We start from the raw sequence: 13901 nt of genomic DNA on the forward strand, positions 1-13901 counted from the left end.
GAGATTCCCATGACCATCCAGGATCCGATTCTCGAAGTGCTCGAAGCGTGCGACGAACGTCGCGCCGCCCGGCGCCAGTTCATGCGCTACGCCGGTGGCGCAGCGGTCGCCACCGCCAGCGCGTCGCTGCTCGCCGCGTGCGACGACAAGGGGGACGGCTATGTCGCCCCGGTGCCGACCCCCACGCCGACGCCGACGCCGACCGCGACCACCGCGATCAGCGATGCCGACGTGCTGAACTTCGCGCTGAACCTCGAATATCTCGAAGCGCAATTCTATTCGTTTGCCGCCACCGGCGCGGGGCTGCCCAACAGCAGCCTTAGCGGCACCGGCACGCAGGGTGCGGTGACGGGCGGCGCCCGGGTCAACTTCACCGACCCGCTCGTCGCGCGCTATGCCCGTGAGATCGCCGCCGACGAAGTCGCCCACGTCAACTTCCTGCGCGCGGCGCTGGGGTCGGCGGCGGTGGCCCAGCCGGCGATCGACATCGGCGTGACCGCGACCAGCGCCTTCTCCAACGCGGCGCGCGCCGCCGGGCTGATCGGTGCCGGAGAAGCGTTCAACGTCTATGGCAGCGACGAGGCGTTCCTGCTCGGCGCGTTCATCTTCGAGGATGTCGGCGTCACCGCGTACAAGGGGGCGGTCAGCTTCATCAACAACAAGACCTTCCTCGAAGCCGCCGCCGGCATCCATGCCGCCGAAGCCTATCACGCTGGCCTCGTCCGTACCGTGCTGTATCGCAAGGGGATCAACTCCCCCAACCTCGACCTGATCGGTCAGGTCGAGGCAATCTCCAACGCGCGTGACAGCCTCGACGGCAGCACCGATCTCGATCAGGGCATCCGCCCGACCGGCAGCGGCACCAGCGCGGTATCCAACCTCGTCCCCACCGACTCGAGCGGGATCGCGTTCAGCCGCACCCCGGCGCAGGTGTTGAACATCGTGTACCTCAACCGCTCGCTGCAAACCTCCGGCGGTTTCTTCCCGAGCGGGGTCAATGGTACGATCCGTACCAGCGCCAACAACTGACCCGATCGCTTCTGCACCCGACATGCCGCCCCTGTGGGGCGGCATGTTCTTTTCGGGGCGGGAAAGATCCGGTACGATACTGGTTTCACTCCATTAGTGCATTGATTTAACTGTAGATTGTCCTGGTGTCCCGGCATTAAGAACCGCAGCGATACGGCGATCGGAACCGTAGCGGAGAATGATCGGGATGACCGGAACGCAACAACGATCGCGGGTCGACCCTGTCGCATCGGCCGGCCAGCGCCGATGACGGTCGCCCGCCTGTTCCTTGCCGCCGGCGACCGGTTTCCCGCGCCGGCCGGAGCCATTTGCTGCACGACGCTCGACGACCTCGACCGGGTCCACCGCGACACCGCGCCGCGCGACGTCGCCATCCCGCTGGGGCTGACCCCGGCAATGCGCTGGTCGATGCTGGCGCTGCCCATCGGCCGCCACCGGATCGCGAGCGATGCGATCCACGCGATCTCGGTGATTCGCGCGACCGGCAGCATACAGGTGGCGGGACGCACGCTGGACCGCACCGCGCTGCTCGCCGATCGCCACCCCCTGCGCATGCTGGAGGCCCGTCTCGTCGAGGCGATCGTCGAAGCGATCGGCGAGCACGACACCGCGCGCTGGGCCGAGGATTGCAGCGCGGCGATCGGCGCATGGCAGCAACGACGATCGCGGCTGCGCGCCGAACGGCATGGGTGTCCGGTTGCATCAGCGATGTCACCGTAAAGGCGGGTTTTGGGGGTAGTTGCAAAAAGGTGATTGCACAACGCGTCACCTAACTCGGCCGTTTTTTGCACACTCGTCACCTATCCCCTGAAAACAAGGGGTTACGAGGGGCCATTTTGGGGGGCTTCACGAGTTGGTGCGCGGGGCTTTCCGCGCCCCGAAGTCCACTCAGCCGATCAGGCTGAGGTGGCGGCGAGCATCTTCCGATCGGCAAGCGTCAAGATCGTCAGCATCTCGTTGCCATGCGCCTTCACCGACTGCTCCAGGATGTTGAAGCGATTAGCATCTCGCCGGTCAAACCACAGGCTGGCGGATACGTTCTGGGGGCGAGTGCGATCAACAGTTCCGAACAGCACCTGAAAGGATGGCGATGAAGCGTCGACGTCCTCCCTGGGAAACCAGTGGTCGGGTATCAGATGGCTGCGCTTGAAATAGCGCCTTCCCGATCGGGAGTGGCAGATCAGGACGATCGGCCAATTGCCGAGGTCGACCATTCGAAGAGAGGTTGCGATCCTACTGGTCGAGTAGAGACCTGCGAGTGCATCGACGCCTTCGAAGTCGGGTTTCTTCATTTCTGCGAGCGAGGAGGCGAAAAGATATCGCGGCATGAGCAGATCGGCTGCGAACCTGTCGGCCTGCTTCTCAAGCTGGCTGGCCGCTCCTGGGTTGCCGATCTCGCTCGTTCGACAAATGGATGATCGACCGCGATGGTGCATCCAGTGCCCCAGTTCGTGGCCGATGGAAAATCGGCGGCGACGAGGGTCCCCGTCCTTACTGACGGTGATGATGGCCCGGTCGCGGAAACCGATGATGCGCGCCTCGCAACTCTCTAACTCCTCCTCGCGCACTTTTGCGCCAACGGTCCAGGCGATGGCATCGAGGTCAATGTCGCCGGGGGCGTCGATACCGAGTGATCGGAGCAGCGCCTCGGCCGGGCTGTCATCCGTCACTCGGGTTTCCGTCATCGTCGATGGCTCCAAGCTCACGCAGATTCCTTAGAATCGCATCAGCTTCGTTGGCCGTGATCCCCTCACCGTTGCGGGCGGCCATCGTCAGTCTGGACTTGAGCTTCACGTCATCATTCGCAAAGCGCGCGAGCACGTCTGCCCGGCGGTCACTGCTGACTGCCAGATGCACGACATGCGCCGTCCGGTCGCGAGTGACCGCCGCGCGTGCCTCCTCGAGTTTCACCCGACCGGCGCGGTTCAGACCGGCAGCGATCGCATCACGCGCAGCCTCTGCCTCGGCGACCGGATCGGTGCCTTCCTCAGCCAGTTCGGCGAGGAGTTCAGCGTCGGTCATGCTCATGACGTCTTCGGTCAGTTCGTCGAGAAGTCGGTCCAGCGTGGGGTCGGGTTTCTTGTCCCGGCTCACGAAGTCCACCGATTTGGAGACCTCCCGTTTATCTTGCGACGGATCCGACGTCGGATCGTGTCGTAGCCCGTCTCCGTGAAATCGTAGGTCGACATGATTTCCTCCTTGGATTGTGGTTCCAGCAGCGCGAGGATGACGAGCATCGCCTCATCGTCGTCGTCGAAGATCTCGTGCAATTCAGCGATCCGGAGTTCGACGTCTTCGGCCCGCAATCGAGCAGTCTCAGCATCCGGCTCGACACCGATGGGAACGACGATCGGATTTCCATCCGTCCCGGTGGCGTCAAGCGTGTAGTCGATGCCAGCTACGCGCTCTCTTTCCCGGGCTGCCGATGAGATGCTTCGCATGGCGTTGATCAGGAACTTCACGAACGCCACTTCGCGCGGGCACTGACGGCGGCCGGTCGATGCCGCCAGGATAGCTTCCTGAATGAGGTCATCGACCTCATGTGCGGAACCCCACGCGAATGACCTTCCGGCCCGCCGCATGCGGATCAGGTCGGTCTCGGTCAGGCCGTCGATCGCGATCCCGATTTCTTCAAGGCCAAGAACGTCGTGGTGCACGTCACTCCCATGGGCTGCCTGATGCATAGGCTGGCCGGGAAGGGACGCGCGGACAAGGCGCGCGAAATATTTTTTCTGTCCGCGGATCTCCCCGGATCCGGCCTAGGTCCGTGAATGCCAATCACGGGGTTCGGGAGCGGTGTCGCAAGCCGGCTTACCCGACAGCGCGAGGAAGGAGGAATATCGACATGGGCAAGAACCAGCATGTGGTGCCGCACGAAGGCGGCTGGGCGGTTCGCGGCGCCGGCAATGAGCGGGCGACCTCGGTCCACACCACCCAGTCCGAAGCGATCGGCGCGGCGCGTGACATCGCGCGCAACCAGCAGAGCGAACTGCTGATCCATGGTCGCAATGGCCAGATCCGCGAACGCGACAGCTTCGGTGGGGACCCGTTCCCCCCGCGCGGCTGACGCATGACCGGGGTCGCGTTTCGGCGCGGCCCCAACCTCGATGACCCGATGATTGGAGAACAGGCATGGCTAAGGGAAGGAGTGGCGGTTCCTACCGCAGTGCGATCTCCGGGCGGTTCGTCACGGCAAAGCACGGGAAGGCGTCTCCACGCACGACCGTCCGCGAGGCCGCGGGCGGTGGCAGCACCGGTGGCACCTATCGCAGCGCGATCTCCGGGCGATTCGTGACGACCGCGCATGGGAAGCGCAGCCCCAACACCACCATCAAGGATAGCTAATCGGCTGCTCCGATGATGATGGCCGGAGCGCCCATTGCCCTTGAGGCAGTGGGCGCTCTTTCGTTGGTTCAATGCCGATGAGCCTTGAGGGCTCAACGACATGACGCAAATCCTAGGAGGCGGCAGGGCTTGGCGAAAACGTCGCGACAGAGCGTTTTCGCGGTTGAGCCGGACGCCCCCGCAGCCCTTCCGGTCACCTCAGCCGATCACGCGCCTCGCGAACGCCGTCGCCGCCGCCAGACCGTCCTGCCCGACGCTGTGCCCGAGACCGGGCGACACGTGCGTTTCCACGGTCACGCCGGCAGCCGCCAGCGCCGTCGCCGCTAGATCCATCGACCGGAACGGGACGACATCGTCCTCGGTCCCGTGGATCAGCAGCACGGGCGGCCGGCTGCGGATGTCTGCCTCCAGCCGGTCCGGCGCGACGAGCATCCCGGAGATGCCGACGATGCCGGCGACCGGTTGCTCGCGCCGCAGGCCGACGTGGAGCGCCATCATCGTGCCCTGGCTGAAGCCGACGAGCAGCAGGCGGTCGCTCTTCAGCCCGGTGGCCTCCAGTTCGGCCGTGATGAAGGCGTCCAGTCCGGGCGCCGCGGCGGCGGCACCGGCGGCGCGCTCCGCCATGGAGAAGGTCTCGATCGGCCACCACTGGTGGGCGGCGGCCATGCGCGGGATCATCGACGGGGCGTTCGGCGCGACGAAGGCGGCGTCAGGCAGCGCCGGCTGGATCATGGCGGCGAGCGAGATGAGGTCGTCGCCGTTCGAGCCGTAGCCGTGGATGAGGATGACGAGCGCGTTCGGTTTATTGCCTGACAGCGGGATGAGACGGGGTCCATCAAGTGACATGCGAAACCTTTAGTTCGATTAGTTGAGAGTCGATCGGTGGCACGGCAAATTCAGGTGTCTCGTTCACCCGCTCATTCCTCGTCCATATCGGCACCTGCTCCCGCGTCCGCGGCCGCTTTCCGATCGGCTTCCATACGGGCGACGTTCCTTGCGATGTATGCCCGGAAATCGGCCTCGCTCACCTTGTCGTGGCGACCGTCATAGGTCCCCGTTGTCAGGTTGTATGGAGATCTCGTGCTGAAGATTACGAGCGAACCTTTCAGTAGGCGGGAGACCAAAGCGGCGCCGGCTGGAAGAGGCGAGCCCTTGTATTCATCGTTTTCCCAGGCTTCTGGCGTAACATACTCTCCGGGACGAATTTCGCATACTGCCTCGTAGTGGCCATTCCGGCTGATGTAGGCGCCGGGGGTGCCAGTCGGATCAACGTCTTCAAGCTCGAGCCGGAAATAGTTCATGCGGGCGCCCATTCCGAAAGCCTCGTATGTTAGCTTCCGCGGCTTCGCGACCGAGAGCAGCCCAGCATCGAGGCGGATGAACCCGGGTTCCGCTGCGAGCGTAACCGCTCGCAAGGTGTTTCCGCCGCCTTCCGCGAAGAACATGTGGTTGAGGCCTTCGGTGCTGGATGCAAGCCGAAGGACGGAGCATATTTCGTCGATCCCGGTCCAAGTCGCTTGCGAGGGCGCGCCATGCGGGAACAACTGCTTTTGGATGGCGAACCATTCGCTGAGATTGCGTTTGTGGAAGTCCTCTTCGGTCACGATCCAGTCCGCCAGGCGCCGTTGCACAACGACCATCGACGGGCGCTTGGTGGGATCGTTGTCCGTGCATTCGGACAGCAGCTCGTCAAGCGGAGTGCTGAATATGCGAGGATGTCTATCTCCAAGCGACAGGACCCCGACGGGAGAGTATTGCCCATCGAAGCCGCGAAGCTCTCCGACGAGTGCGATCCACAGGGTTTTGGCGAACGAGTAGACGTCGGCAGCCGACCCATCCGCCTTTGCCGCCTCGCGCCGCATCTCCGGTGCCATTGTGTATCTCGGCCCGACATCGGAGCGGTCCGGGGTGATGTCCTTCCGGGAGGGATACTTCACGAGCCCGAAATCGGAAAAGCACAGGCGCCCGTTCAGCACGAGGAGGTTGGCAGGCTTGATATCGCGATGGTGGATTCCAAGCGCATGGAGTTCCGCCAAGGTCTTCGCCAGCGGGACGAAGTGCTTCACAACGGCAAGTGCGTCACGTTTCCCGAGAAGCGTCGATATGTCTCGCGCGATCGGCATGACGAACCACCGCGGCGCCTTTGCCGGGTCAAAGGGAAGATCATGCTCGAGCAGGGGAATTATCCCCTCGATTCCCGCTGCTAGCCCGAGCGCCTCGATTTCGGCAGCAAGTCGGTCTCTCGCTATGGCGCTGAGATTTCGAAGCTCCTTCAGCGCCCTCTCTGGTTCACCTGCCTTGCTGACGCGCCAGACGATGCCATTGCCTCCGCCGCCGATCTTCTCCTGAAGGCGCCAACCGCCAATTTCATCCCCGATACGTCGTTTCGCCGCTTTTGCCATGAGCAGAAGATATGATGGGGGCGGGTGTCCGCAAAGCGCGATCGATCGAATATCTCGGACGTGTTCGCAACCGATGCGTCACTGCGCAGCGAGGCTCGCCCGCATTCTCGGCAGCGCGAAGTCAAGGAGGGCGCGCAGGCGCGGCGCCATCGTCTGCCCGCCGGTATGGACGGCGAACACCTCCTCGGTCTCCGGCGGCGACACGTCCTCAAGAATCCGCACCAGCCGGCCCGCTCGAATGTCCTCGATGGCGTGGAAAAGGCCGATCCGCGCGAGGCCGGCACCTCGCACGGCCATGCGCCTCACGGCCTCGCCGCTGTTACCGAGGAAGTTGCCCGTCACGGGCTGCTCGGTCACGCGGCCGCCGTCCCGCATGGGCCAGCTCGACACCGACCGGCGGAAGTTGAATCCAAGGCAATTATGCCCCTCCAGTTCCGCAATGGTGCTAGGGCTGCCGTGCTTTGCGAGATACTGCGGCGAGGCGACTATTACGCGCGGAGAGCTGCCGATCCGGGTGGCGACGAGGTTCGAGGCGGGGAGGGAGCCGACCCGGAAGGCGAGGTCGGTTCGCTCCAGATAGAGGTCGACCACTTCATCGGACAGCGACAGGTCGATTGTGACGTTCGGGTGCATAGCCCAGAACTCGGGGAGTAGCGGCTCCAGCTCATACATGCCGAAGCCGACCGAGGCGCTGATGCGGATCGTGCCGCAGATCTTCGAGCCTCCCTTGGAGAGGTTGTTGTCGAGATCGTCCATGTCCTGCAGGATCTGGAGGCAGCGGTCATAGTAGACCTGTCCGTCGTCGGTCAGCGCGAGCCTCCGCGTCGAGCGTTCGATCAGCCTGACGCCGAGCCGCGTCTCGATCCGCCCGACCATCTTCCCTACCGCCGACGCCGTCATGTGAAGGCGGCGTCCCGCCTCGGAGAAGCTGCCGGTCTCGACGACGCGCGAGAACACGCGCATCTCGCTGGCTCGGTTGTCCATCGAATCGCTCCGTTGCGGAATTGAGTTCCTAAGTCTTGATCGTGGGCGTGCGGTTATCAAGTTGCGTGAGGCGTCGCATCTGTCGGGTCGAACAACTTCGCCCAGGATTCGCCGATGACTGCTCTCTTCACGCCGTTCACCCTCAAGGACGTCACGCTCCGCAACCGCATCGGCGTGCCGCCCATGTGCCAATACAGCGCGCGGGACGGCTACGTGACCGAGTGGCACCAGCCGCACTATGTCGGTCTGGCGCGCGGCGGTGCCGGCTTGGTGATCGTCGAGGCGACCGGCGTGTCGCCCGACGGCCGGATCACGCCCGGCTGCACCGGCCTGTGGGAGGACGGGCAGATCGAGGGCATGGCCGCCATCGCCCACGGCATCAAGGCGGCGGGCGCCGTGCCGGGCATCCAGCTCGGCCATGCGGGCCGCAAGGCCAGCGCCAACAAGCCGTGGGAGGGCGACGACCACATCCCGACCGGCGAGCCCGGTGGCTGGGACACGATCTCGCCGTCCGCCATCGCCTTCGGCGGCGGTCTGCCCAAGGTGCCGCGCGAGATGACGATCGCCGACATCGAGCGGGTGAAGGCCGACTTCGTCAGTGCGGCGGTCCGTGCGCTCCAAGCCGGGTTCGAGTGGCTCGAACTGCACTTCGCCCACGGCTACCTTGCCCAGAGCTTCTTCTCGGTCCATGCCAACCACCGGACGGACCAGTATGGCGGGAGCGCCGAGAACCGCGGCCGCTTCCTGATCGAAACGCTGCGCGCCGTCCGCGAGGTGTGGCCGGAGAACCTGCCGCTGACCGCCCGCTTCGGGGTGCTGGAGTTCGACGGTCGGGACGAGGAGACCATGGTCGACGCAATCGACCTGGTGCGGAAGTTCAAAGCCGAGGGTCTCGACTTCCTGAACGTCAGCATAGGCTTCTCGACGATCGAGGCGAAGGTACCGTGGAGCAACGGGTTCATGGCGCCGATCGCGGCCCGCGTGCGGACCGAAACCGGACTGCCGGTGGCGACGGCCTGGGGCATGGACAAGCCCGAGGACGCGACGGCAGCGATCGATCAGGGCAGCATGGACGTTGTGATGGTCGCGCGCGGGCATCTCGCCGATCCGCACTATCCGTTCCGACTGGCCCGCAACCTCGGCATCGCGAAGTCGTCGTCTGTGCTGCCCGACCAGTATGCCTATTGGCTGGCGCGCTATCCCGGCCCGCAGAACGGCGAGGTTGTCGACTGAGGGCCGGGGGCGAGCACCCGAGGCTGGCTACGCGGCCTCCTGCATCCCATATTCGGGGAAAGGAGGCCGCATGACCGACTATCGCAAGACCGACGAAGTCGTGATCGTTGGTGGCGAGACCGTTCCCTGCCTCGGGCAGGGAACCTGGAACATGGGTGAGCGCGCGGACCGGCGCGCGGACGAGATCGCGGCGCTGCGCGCGGGCGTCGAACTGGGTATGACGCTCGTCGACACGGCGGAGATGTATGGCGATGGCGCGACCGAGGAACTGGTCGGCGAGGCGCTGTCCGGCATCCGTGACGACGTGTTCCTCGTCAGCAAGGCGTATCCGCAGAATGCCTCGCGCGACCGGCTGGAACGCGCGTGCGAGGTCAGTCTGCGACGGCTGCGGACCGATCGGCTCGACCTCTATCTGTTGCATTGGCGCGGTCGAGTCCCGCTTGCCGAGACGGTCGGGGCAATGGAGGCGCTCGTGACGGCGGGGAAGATCCGCCACTGGGGCGTCAGCAATCTCGACGTCGACGACATGGAGGAGTTGGTGGCGGCAAGCGGCGCGGCCTGCGTCACCGACCAGATCCTATACAACCTCGGGCGACGTGGCCCCGAACGAGAGCTGCTTCCGTGGCTGACGGAGCATGGCATGTCGGCCATGGCCTACAGCCCGGTCGAGCAGGGGCGTCAGGACCTCGAGATCGCGCACCTGCATCGCACGGCAGACGGATCGTTCGTCGCAGCGCATGGATTCCGTGCCACGCAGGATAAGGACGTCGCGCTGCGTGCCGCCGGACGTGAGCACCTCATCCTCGACGTCGGTGAGATCGAGACCGATCTGGATCGACTTGCCCCGCGTTGCTGGCAAGATCTGATCGACGTGATAGACGTCGCCATCGATCATCATCGGCTCACCGCCCATCGCGAGGCGGGCGGCAGGAGTGATCTTGGCGGTCGCCGGCCACGCCGCTCCGCCCCACTCGTGATCGGGATCCCGGTCGAACTGCGTCGACGGGCCGGTCGGCAGCGGGCGGCGCAGGGCAGCCAGCAGGCGCTTGCGCGTCGCCCCACGGCTAGCCACATGCATGGCGTATCGCGTCGGGACCTTCACGCGCGGCCTTCGGTGCGGCGACCCTGGCGCCAGCTGGAGGTGCGGCTGCGGGGACGGCGACGGTAGGAGCGGACACGCTCCAGGCGAGCCAGGTCGCGGTCGAGCAGGAGGAAGAGCAGGTCGTATTCGGGCGTAAGGGAGTTGTTAACGGTGGGGTCGGTAGGGGTAGGCATCGAGACGCTCCTTGCTGCTGCGTTTCGATCCAAAAGTGGCACCGATGCCGCTTCATTTCAAGTCAAAAAGATGCGTCGCGATCCAAAAAGTGCGTGAACGGAATTTAACCTTGTGCTATGTAGGCACGGTTATGACGAGCGACTTGAACAAAACTCATGAAATCTGAAGGTGTTGGCTCAGATGCCGCGTCGGACGGCGCGATGCCGACATCGCTCCCAGAGGTCGACCGCGAGCGCTGGAACGCGATGACGGCGGCCCAACGGAGGCGCGCGACGGACCGGCTCGACGCCATCGAGAAGTGGAATGCGGGGACGATCGACATCGAATCGGCGCTCGAATCAACTGGCCTGAGCAGCAGCCGATTCTACCGGATGGCGGCGGACTGGCGTGCCGCGCCCTCGCTGGTGGCGCTCGGCGCCTTCGCCGGGACGGGCGGCACGAAGTCGCGTCTGAACCCCGAGGTCGTCAACGCACTGCAGTCCGTGGTGTCGAAGGTCGTGTCGATGAACGCGGGCGCGAGCGTCAGCCAGCTTGTGCAGATGATGGTGCAGGAGGCGGGCGTATCCACGGACGACCTGCCCGGCACGTCGAAGCTGCGCGCGATCGTCGAGGACGAGCAGCGCCGTGTCGCCGCCACCGGCGAGGCCGGCCACGCGGTCAAGTTCGACTGCTCGGCGATCAACCTGCCGCGTGCGGACGGGCGCCCATATGCCATGTTCGCCTGTCTGGATGAGGGCACGCGTTTGATCCTGGGCGCGGCCATCATCGAGGATGCCACGGCTGCCGAGGGATACCGGCTGGCTGCGGTCGACGCGCTGGAGCGTCTGGCCCGCATCGGCGCACGCCTGCCGTGGGCGCTGCGCACCGCGCGCATGGAGATCACAGCCGGCACCGATCTGGACGCGTCGACTAGCCTGCTCGATCGTCTGAAGGTGGGGGGTGTTCGCGCGAACGTGCAGCTCGCCCGGGTGCCCCGCCGGTTCGGGCGCTATTTCCGCGCGATCGTGGGCACGCGTATCGCGCGCGTGGAGATCACGCCGCTGCGTACCGAGGAGGGACTGGCTGCGGCTGACAACGGCGACATGACCCCGTGGTCGATCGAGGAGGCGAGGGCCGCGCTCCGCGTCGGCGTCGACCAGCACAATGAGGCGGTGCTCGCTGACCTGGTCGGCGAGGGGGGCAAGCGCATCCCGGACGACCTGCTGCAGGCACTGCGCACGCTCGCTGATTGATCCGGTGGCACCCGCGGAGGCGCCTGTAGCGGGCCGTCGCAAGGTTGCCACCGCGCGATGTCGAACGTTGGCGTGTCGATACGAACGGCGGCGTTGTGGATATCGATCGCACTCTCGTGTCTACTACGGCAGCACCGCAAGAACCGCCTCCTGACGGAGATGCGCTATCGCTGCCGGAGCAGTCTGGATCCCACGCATCAGTGCGGCTTGCCAGCTATTGGTGCCCTTCGACATAATTGCGACGCGAAGTTCGAGGGCGATTTGATCCGTGACACTCTGGAGGCTGAGGACGGGGTCGCGCAGCTTTATCTGGCCGGGCAGGGTGGACCACTCGGTCGCCATCGACAGGTGAAACTGCGTGCCGAGCACGTTCTCGAGGTGGAAGGCGGCGATCTGGTCCCTTGGCGCAGCCAGTCCGGCTAGGACGCGTGGCTGGAACGTCGCTGCCTTGAACGGCGGGACGATCTCGACATACCAGAGAGCGTCGGCGGCCCAGGTGTCGAAATACGGATGGATGAAGCGGCGGGGATTCCTGCCGTGGACCGTTGTTCCCTTCACGCCCGAATTGCAGTGCCGGCATGCTGGAACGAGGTTGGCCCGCATGATCGAGAACTCGCGATACAGGTCGCGGGGAAGATAGTGGTCGAGGTCGCCTGTCACCGGCGAGCCGCAAACTGGGCACGATTTCAACCCCGCCTTCTGGCGCATTCGCTTCAGGTCGCCGGACCGCTTTCGGGTATCGTATAGGTCGTATTGACGCTGACCGACACCGGGACCGAAGTCATGCGCGGCCACGGCAAAAGGGCTACCGCCGTTCGCACGATACGTCTGATATGCGGTGAGCCAGTCAGCCTCGTGCGCGGTCCACTCGGCCTTCTTGACGAGTTTCTTCACGACGGCCTCGTCCTCGGCGGCGGTTGCCGGCAGGGGAAGGTGTTGCATCGGTCAGAACGCCTCCGGCTCGTCGGGGGCGGGCTGGGCGGCCGGAGGCTGAGCCAACCGACGTGCGATGAAGGATAGGCTCTCCGAATTTAGCTCGGCGCCATACTCTTCGATTACGCCGTCGATCCCGAGTTCGCGGCCGGCGCCCTCGGCCCAATCGGAGAGCGTCCTCTGGTAGCGGTGCGAGATGTTCGTATCGCCGAACACGAACTGTGAAATACTGTCGATCGTTGCACCGAATGTCTGCATGCGCGGCGCATCGATCCGGATCTCGCGTTCCTCCAGCGTCAGGATGTTCACTCGGTCGCGTGGCGTCTCACGGACCACGTATGCCGAGTGCGTGGCGATTACCGCGATTGATTTCGTCGATTGGAGCAAGTTGTCCAGGATCTCCATCAGATCGGATACGAAGTTCGGATGCAGGTGGGTCTCGGGTTCATCGAGGAGCAGCAGGCTGCCCTGTTCGATCGCAGCCGCCGATTGTGCCGCGAAGCGCAGCATCGCGTATTCGCCGCTGCTCAACCGGCGGGGCTCCATCTGCCCGTCGAGGACGATTGCCGGACGGTTCCAGTCAATCTGCTGGATGAGCCGGATGGTGTTCTGCTCGTTGAGGCGTCTTCCGATGGGGAAATAGCTTTGACCTCCCGGCTGGATGACGTGGGGAAGCTCGTCGTCCGGACGTCGAGGGCGGAGCGGAAGATGAAGTCGGTCCCAAAGACCGATCGCGTCGAGGGCGGCTTCGACCACATCCAAGCGTGATTTGTCCCGGTTTTCGCCGAACCCGTTCCTCTCCTCCGATTTCTTGCAGGCGACGAGTGCGACCAGCAGCGGGTCTGCACCTTCGTCGCCAGACGCGTTCACCGCGAAATATTCGTAGTCGATGCCGTGCCACGGTGCGATCCAGCGGGGAAACGGATCTGTGGGCACGGAGGAGAAGACGAGAACCCGCGAGGGTCGAAAGGCGGGCAGGAAGTGCGGTCTGAGAAAGCCTGCTGCATGGTCCGAGTGAAGACCATCGACAATCGCCTTGAGCAGTTGGGTCTTCCCGACCCCGTTTCTACCGATGAGGACGGACGCCCGGTCACGAAAGATGCCGTCACGGTTGAAACGGAAGGGTAGGGTGTAGAGATTGTCGGCGCTAAGCACGTGGGCCGAGAAAACGAAGTCGATGGCCGCGTCCTCGACCGGGGCCGGGTCGTCCGGGCGGAAGAAGCGGCTTCCGCGTCGCAATGAATCATACGCCCCGCCGTTTCGCAGCGCTCCGAAGTGGAATTCCTCACCATCGACTAGCGCGAGCAGTGCCTGATCCACTCCCTCGGTTCTGGCAACGGTGTAAGCGTGGCCGGCAGGCCGCCTTGCGGTAGCATTGGCATCCGGGATGCTTGTCGCCTTTGACGAGGGCGCGGACGGTGCGGGAAGTTTTCGGTTTGACGACTGGTCATACGAGCACTCGTATGA

At 64.7% G+C, this 13901-nt stretch carries 13 protein-coding genes and 1 pseudogene; 6 read left to right on the plus strand and 8 right to left on the minus strand.

Annotation, left to right across the window (positions count from 1 at the left end; genetic code table 11):
* Nucleotides 1-9: 9 nt before the first annotated feature.
* Nucleotides 10-1029 (plus strand): ferritin-like domain-containing protein, encoded by a 1020-nt coding sequence (locus LRA89_RS13005; protein WP_230770791.1) that lies wholly within the window; start codon nt 10-12, stop codon nt 1027-1029.
* 246 nt (nt 1030-1275) lie between these two features.
* A complete protein-coding gene (locus LRA89_RS13010; protein WP_230770793.1) occupies nt 1276-1749 on the plus strand; it encodes a hypothetical protein in 474 nt (157 codons plus the stop codon).
* 176 nt (nt 1750-1925) lie between these two features.
* On the opposite strand, the gene LRA89_RS13015 is transcribed toward LRA89_RS13010, so the two are convergent.
* Genes LRA89_RS13015 through LRA89_RS13025 form a run of 3 tightly spaced genes read right to left on the minus strand, consistent with a single transcriptional unit; the run spans nt 1926 to nt 3686 of the window.
* A complete protein-coding gene (locus LRA89_RS13015) occupies nt 1926-2699 on the minus strand; it encodes an ImmA/IrrE family metallo-endopeptidase (RefSeq protein WP_230770795.1) in 774 nt (257 codons plus the stop codon).
* Nucleotides 2689-3123 carry a hypothetical protein gene (locus LRA89_RS13020; protein ID WP_230770798.1) on the minus strand — a complete coding sequence of 145 codons (435 nt, stop codon included), beginning with the start codon at nt 3121-3123 and terminating at the stop codon, nt 2689-2691. The genes LRA89_RS13015 and LRA89_RS13020 overlap by 11 nt, the downstream gene beginning before the upstream one ends.
* Nucleotides 3120-3686 (minus strand): hypothetical protein, encoded by a 567-nt coding sequence (locus tag LRA89_RS13025; protein WP_230770800.1) that lies wholly within the window; start codon nt 3684-3686, stop codon nt 3120-3122. The genes LRA89_RS13020 and LRA89_RS13025 overlap by 4 nt, the downstream gene beginning before the upstream one ends.
* A gap of 188 nt (nt 3687-3874) precedes the next feature.
* Here LRA89_RS13025 and LRA89_RS13030 point away from each other — a divergent pair, with 188 nt between their 5' ends.
* Nucleotides 3875-4096, plus strand: coding sequence for a DUF2188 domain-containing protein (locus LRA89_RS13030; protein WP_230770802.1), 222 nt, complete (start codon nt 3875-3877; stop codon nt 4094-4096).
* A 476-nt stretch (nt 4097-4572) separates the two neighbouring features.
* Here the strand turns inward: LRA89_RS13030 and LRA89_RS13035 are convergent, their stop codons facing one another.
* The 3 genes from LRA89_RS13035 to LRA89_RS13045 all read right to left on the minus strand — a co-directional run bounded on the left by LRA89_RS13035 (nt 4573) and on the right by LRA89_RS13045 (nt 7760).
* The gene (locus LRA89_RS13035) at nt 4573-5220 is read right to left on the minus strand and encodes an alpha/beta hydrolase (RefSeq protein WP_230770804.1); all 648 of its coding nucleotides are present in this window, start codon (nt 5218-5220) and stop codon (nt 4573-4575) included.
* A gap of 71 nt (nt 5221-5291) precedes the next feature.
* On the minus strand, nt 5292-6776 hold the full coding sequence (locus LRA89_RS13040) for a protein kinase domain-containing protein (RefSeq protein WP_230770806.1): 1485 nt from the start codon (nt 6774-6776) through the stop codon (nt 5292-5294).
* A 78-nt stretch (nt 6777-6854) separates the two neighbouring features.
* On the minus strand, nt 6855-7760 hold the full coding sequence (locus LRA89_RS13045) for a LysR family transcriptional regulator (protein WP_230770808.1): 906 nt from the start codon (nt 7758-7760) through the stop codon (nt 6855-6857).
* 114 nt (nt 7761-7874) lie between these two features.
* Here LRA89_RS13045 and LRA89_RS13050 point away from each other — a divergent pair, with 114 nt between their 5' ends.
* The 3 genes and pseudogenes from LRA89_RS13050 to LRA89_RS13060 all read left to right on the plus strand — a co-directional run bounded on the left by LRA89_RS13050 (nt 7875) and on the right by LRA89_RS13060 (nt 11501).
* Nucleotides 7875-8993, plus strand: a complete 1119-nt coding sequence (locus LRA89_RS13050) for an NADH:flavin oxidoreductase/NADH oxidase (protein WP_230770810.1) — start codon at nt 7875-7877, stop codon at nt 8991-8993.
* A gap of 70 nt (nt 8994-9063) precedes the next feature.
* Nucleotides 9064-9672 (plus strand): annotated as a pseudogene (locus LRA89_RS13055) (aldo/keto reductase); the annotation flags it as partial.
* Between the two features lie 797 nt (nt 9673-10469).
* Complete coding sequence (locus LRA89_RS13060) at nt 10470-11501, plus strand: hypothetical protein (protein ID WP_230770812.1); 1032 nt, start codon at nt 10470-10472, stop codon at nt 11499-11501.
* Between the two features lie 123 nt (nt 11502-11624).
* Here the strand turns inward: LRA89_RS13060 and LRA89_RS13065 are convergent, their stop codons facing one another.
* Together LRA89_RS13065 and LRA89_RS13070 are read right to left on the minus strand one after the other, a co-directional pair.
* On the minus strand, nt 11625-12443 hold the full coding sequence (locus tag LRA89_RS13065; protein ID WP_230770814.1) for an HNH endonuclease: 819 nt from the start codon (nt 12441-12443) through the stop codon (nt 11625-11627).
* A gap of 3 nt (nt 12444-12446) precedes the next feature.
* On the minus strand, nt 12447-13901 hold a 1455-nt coding region (locus LRA89_RS13070), incomplete at its 5' end, for an ATP-dependent nuclease (RefSeq protein WP_230770816.1).

Source organism: Sphingomonas sp. Leaf4 (assembly GCF_920939515.1).
In the GTDB taxonomy this organism is placed as follows: Bacteria; Pseudomonadota; Alphaproteobacteria; order Sphingomonadales; family Sphingomonadaceae; genus Sphingomonas.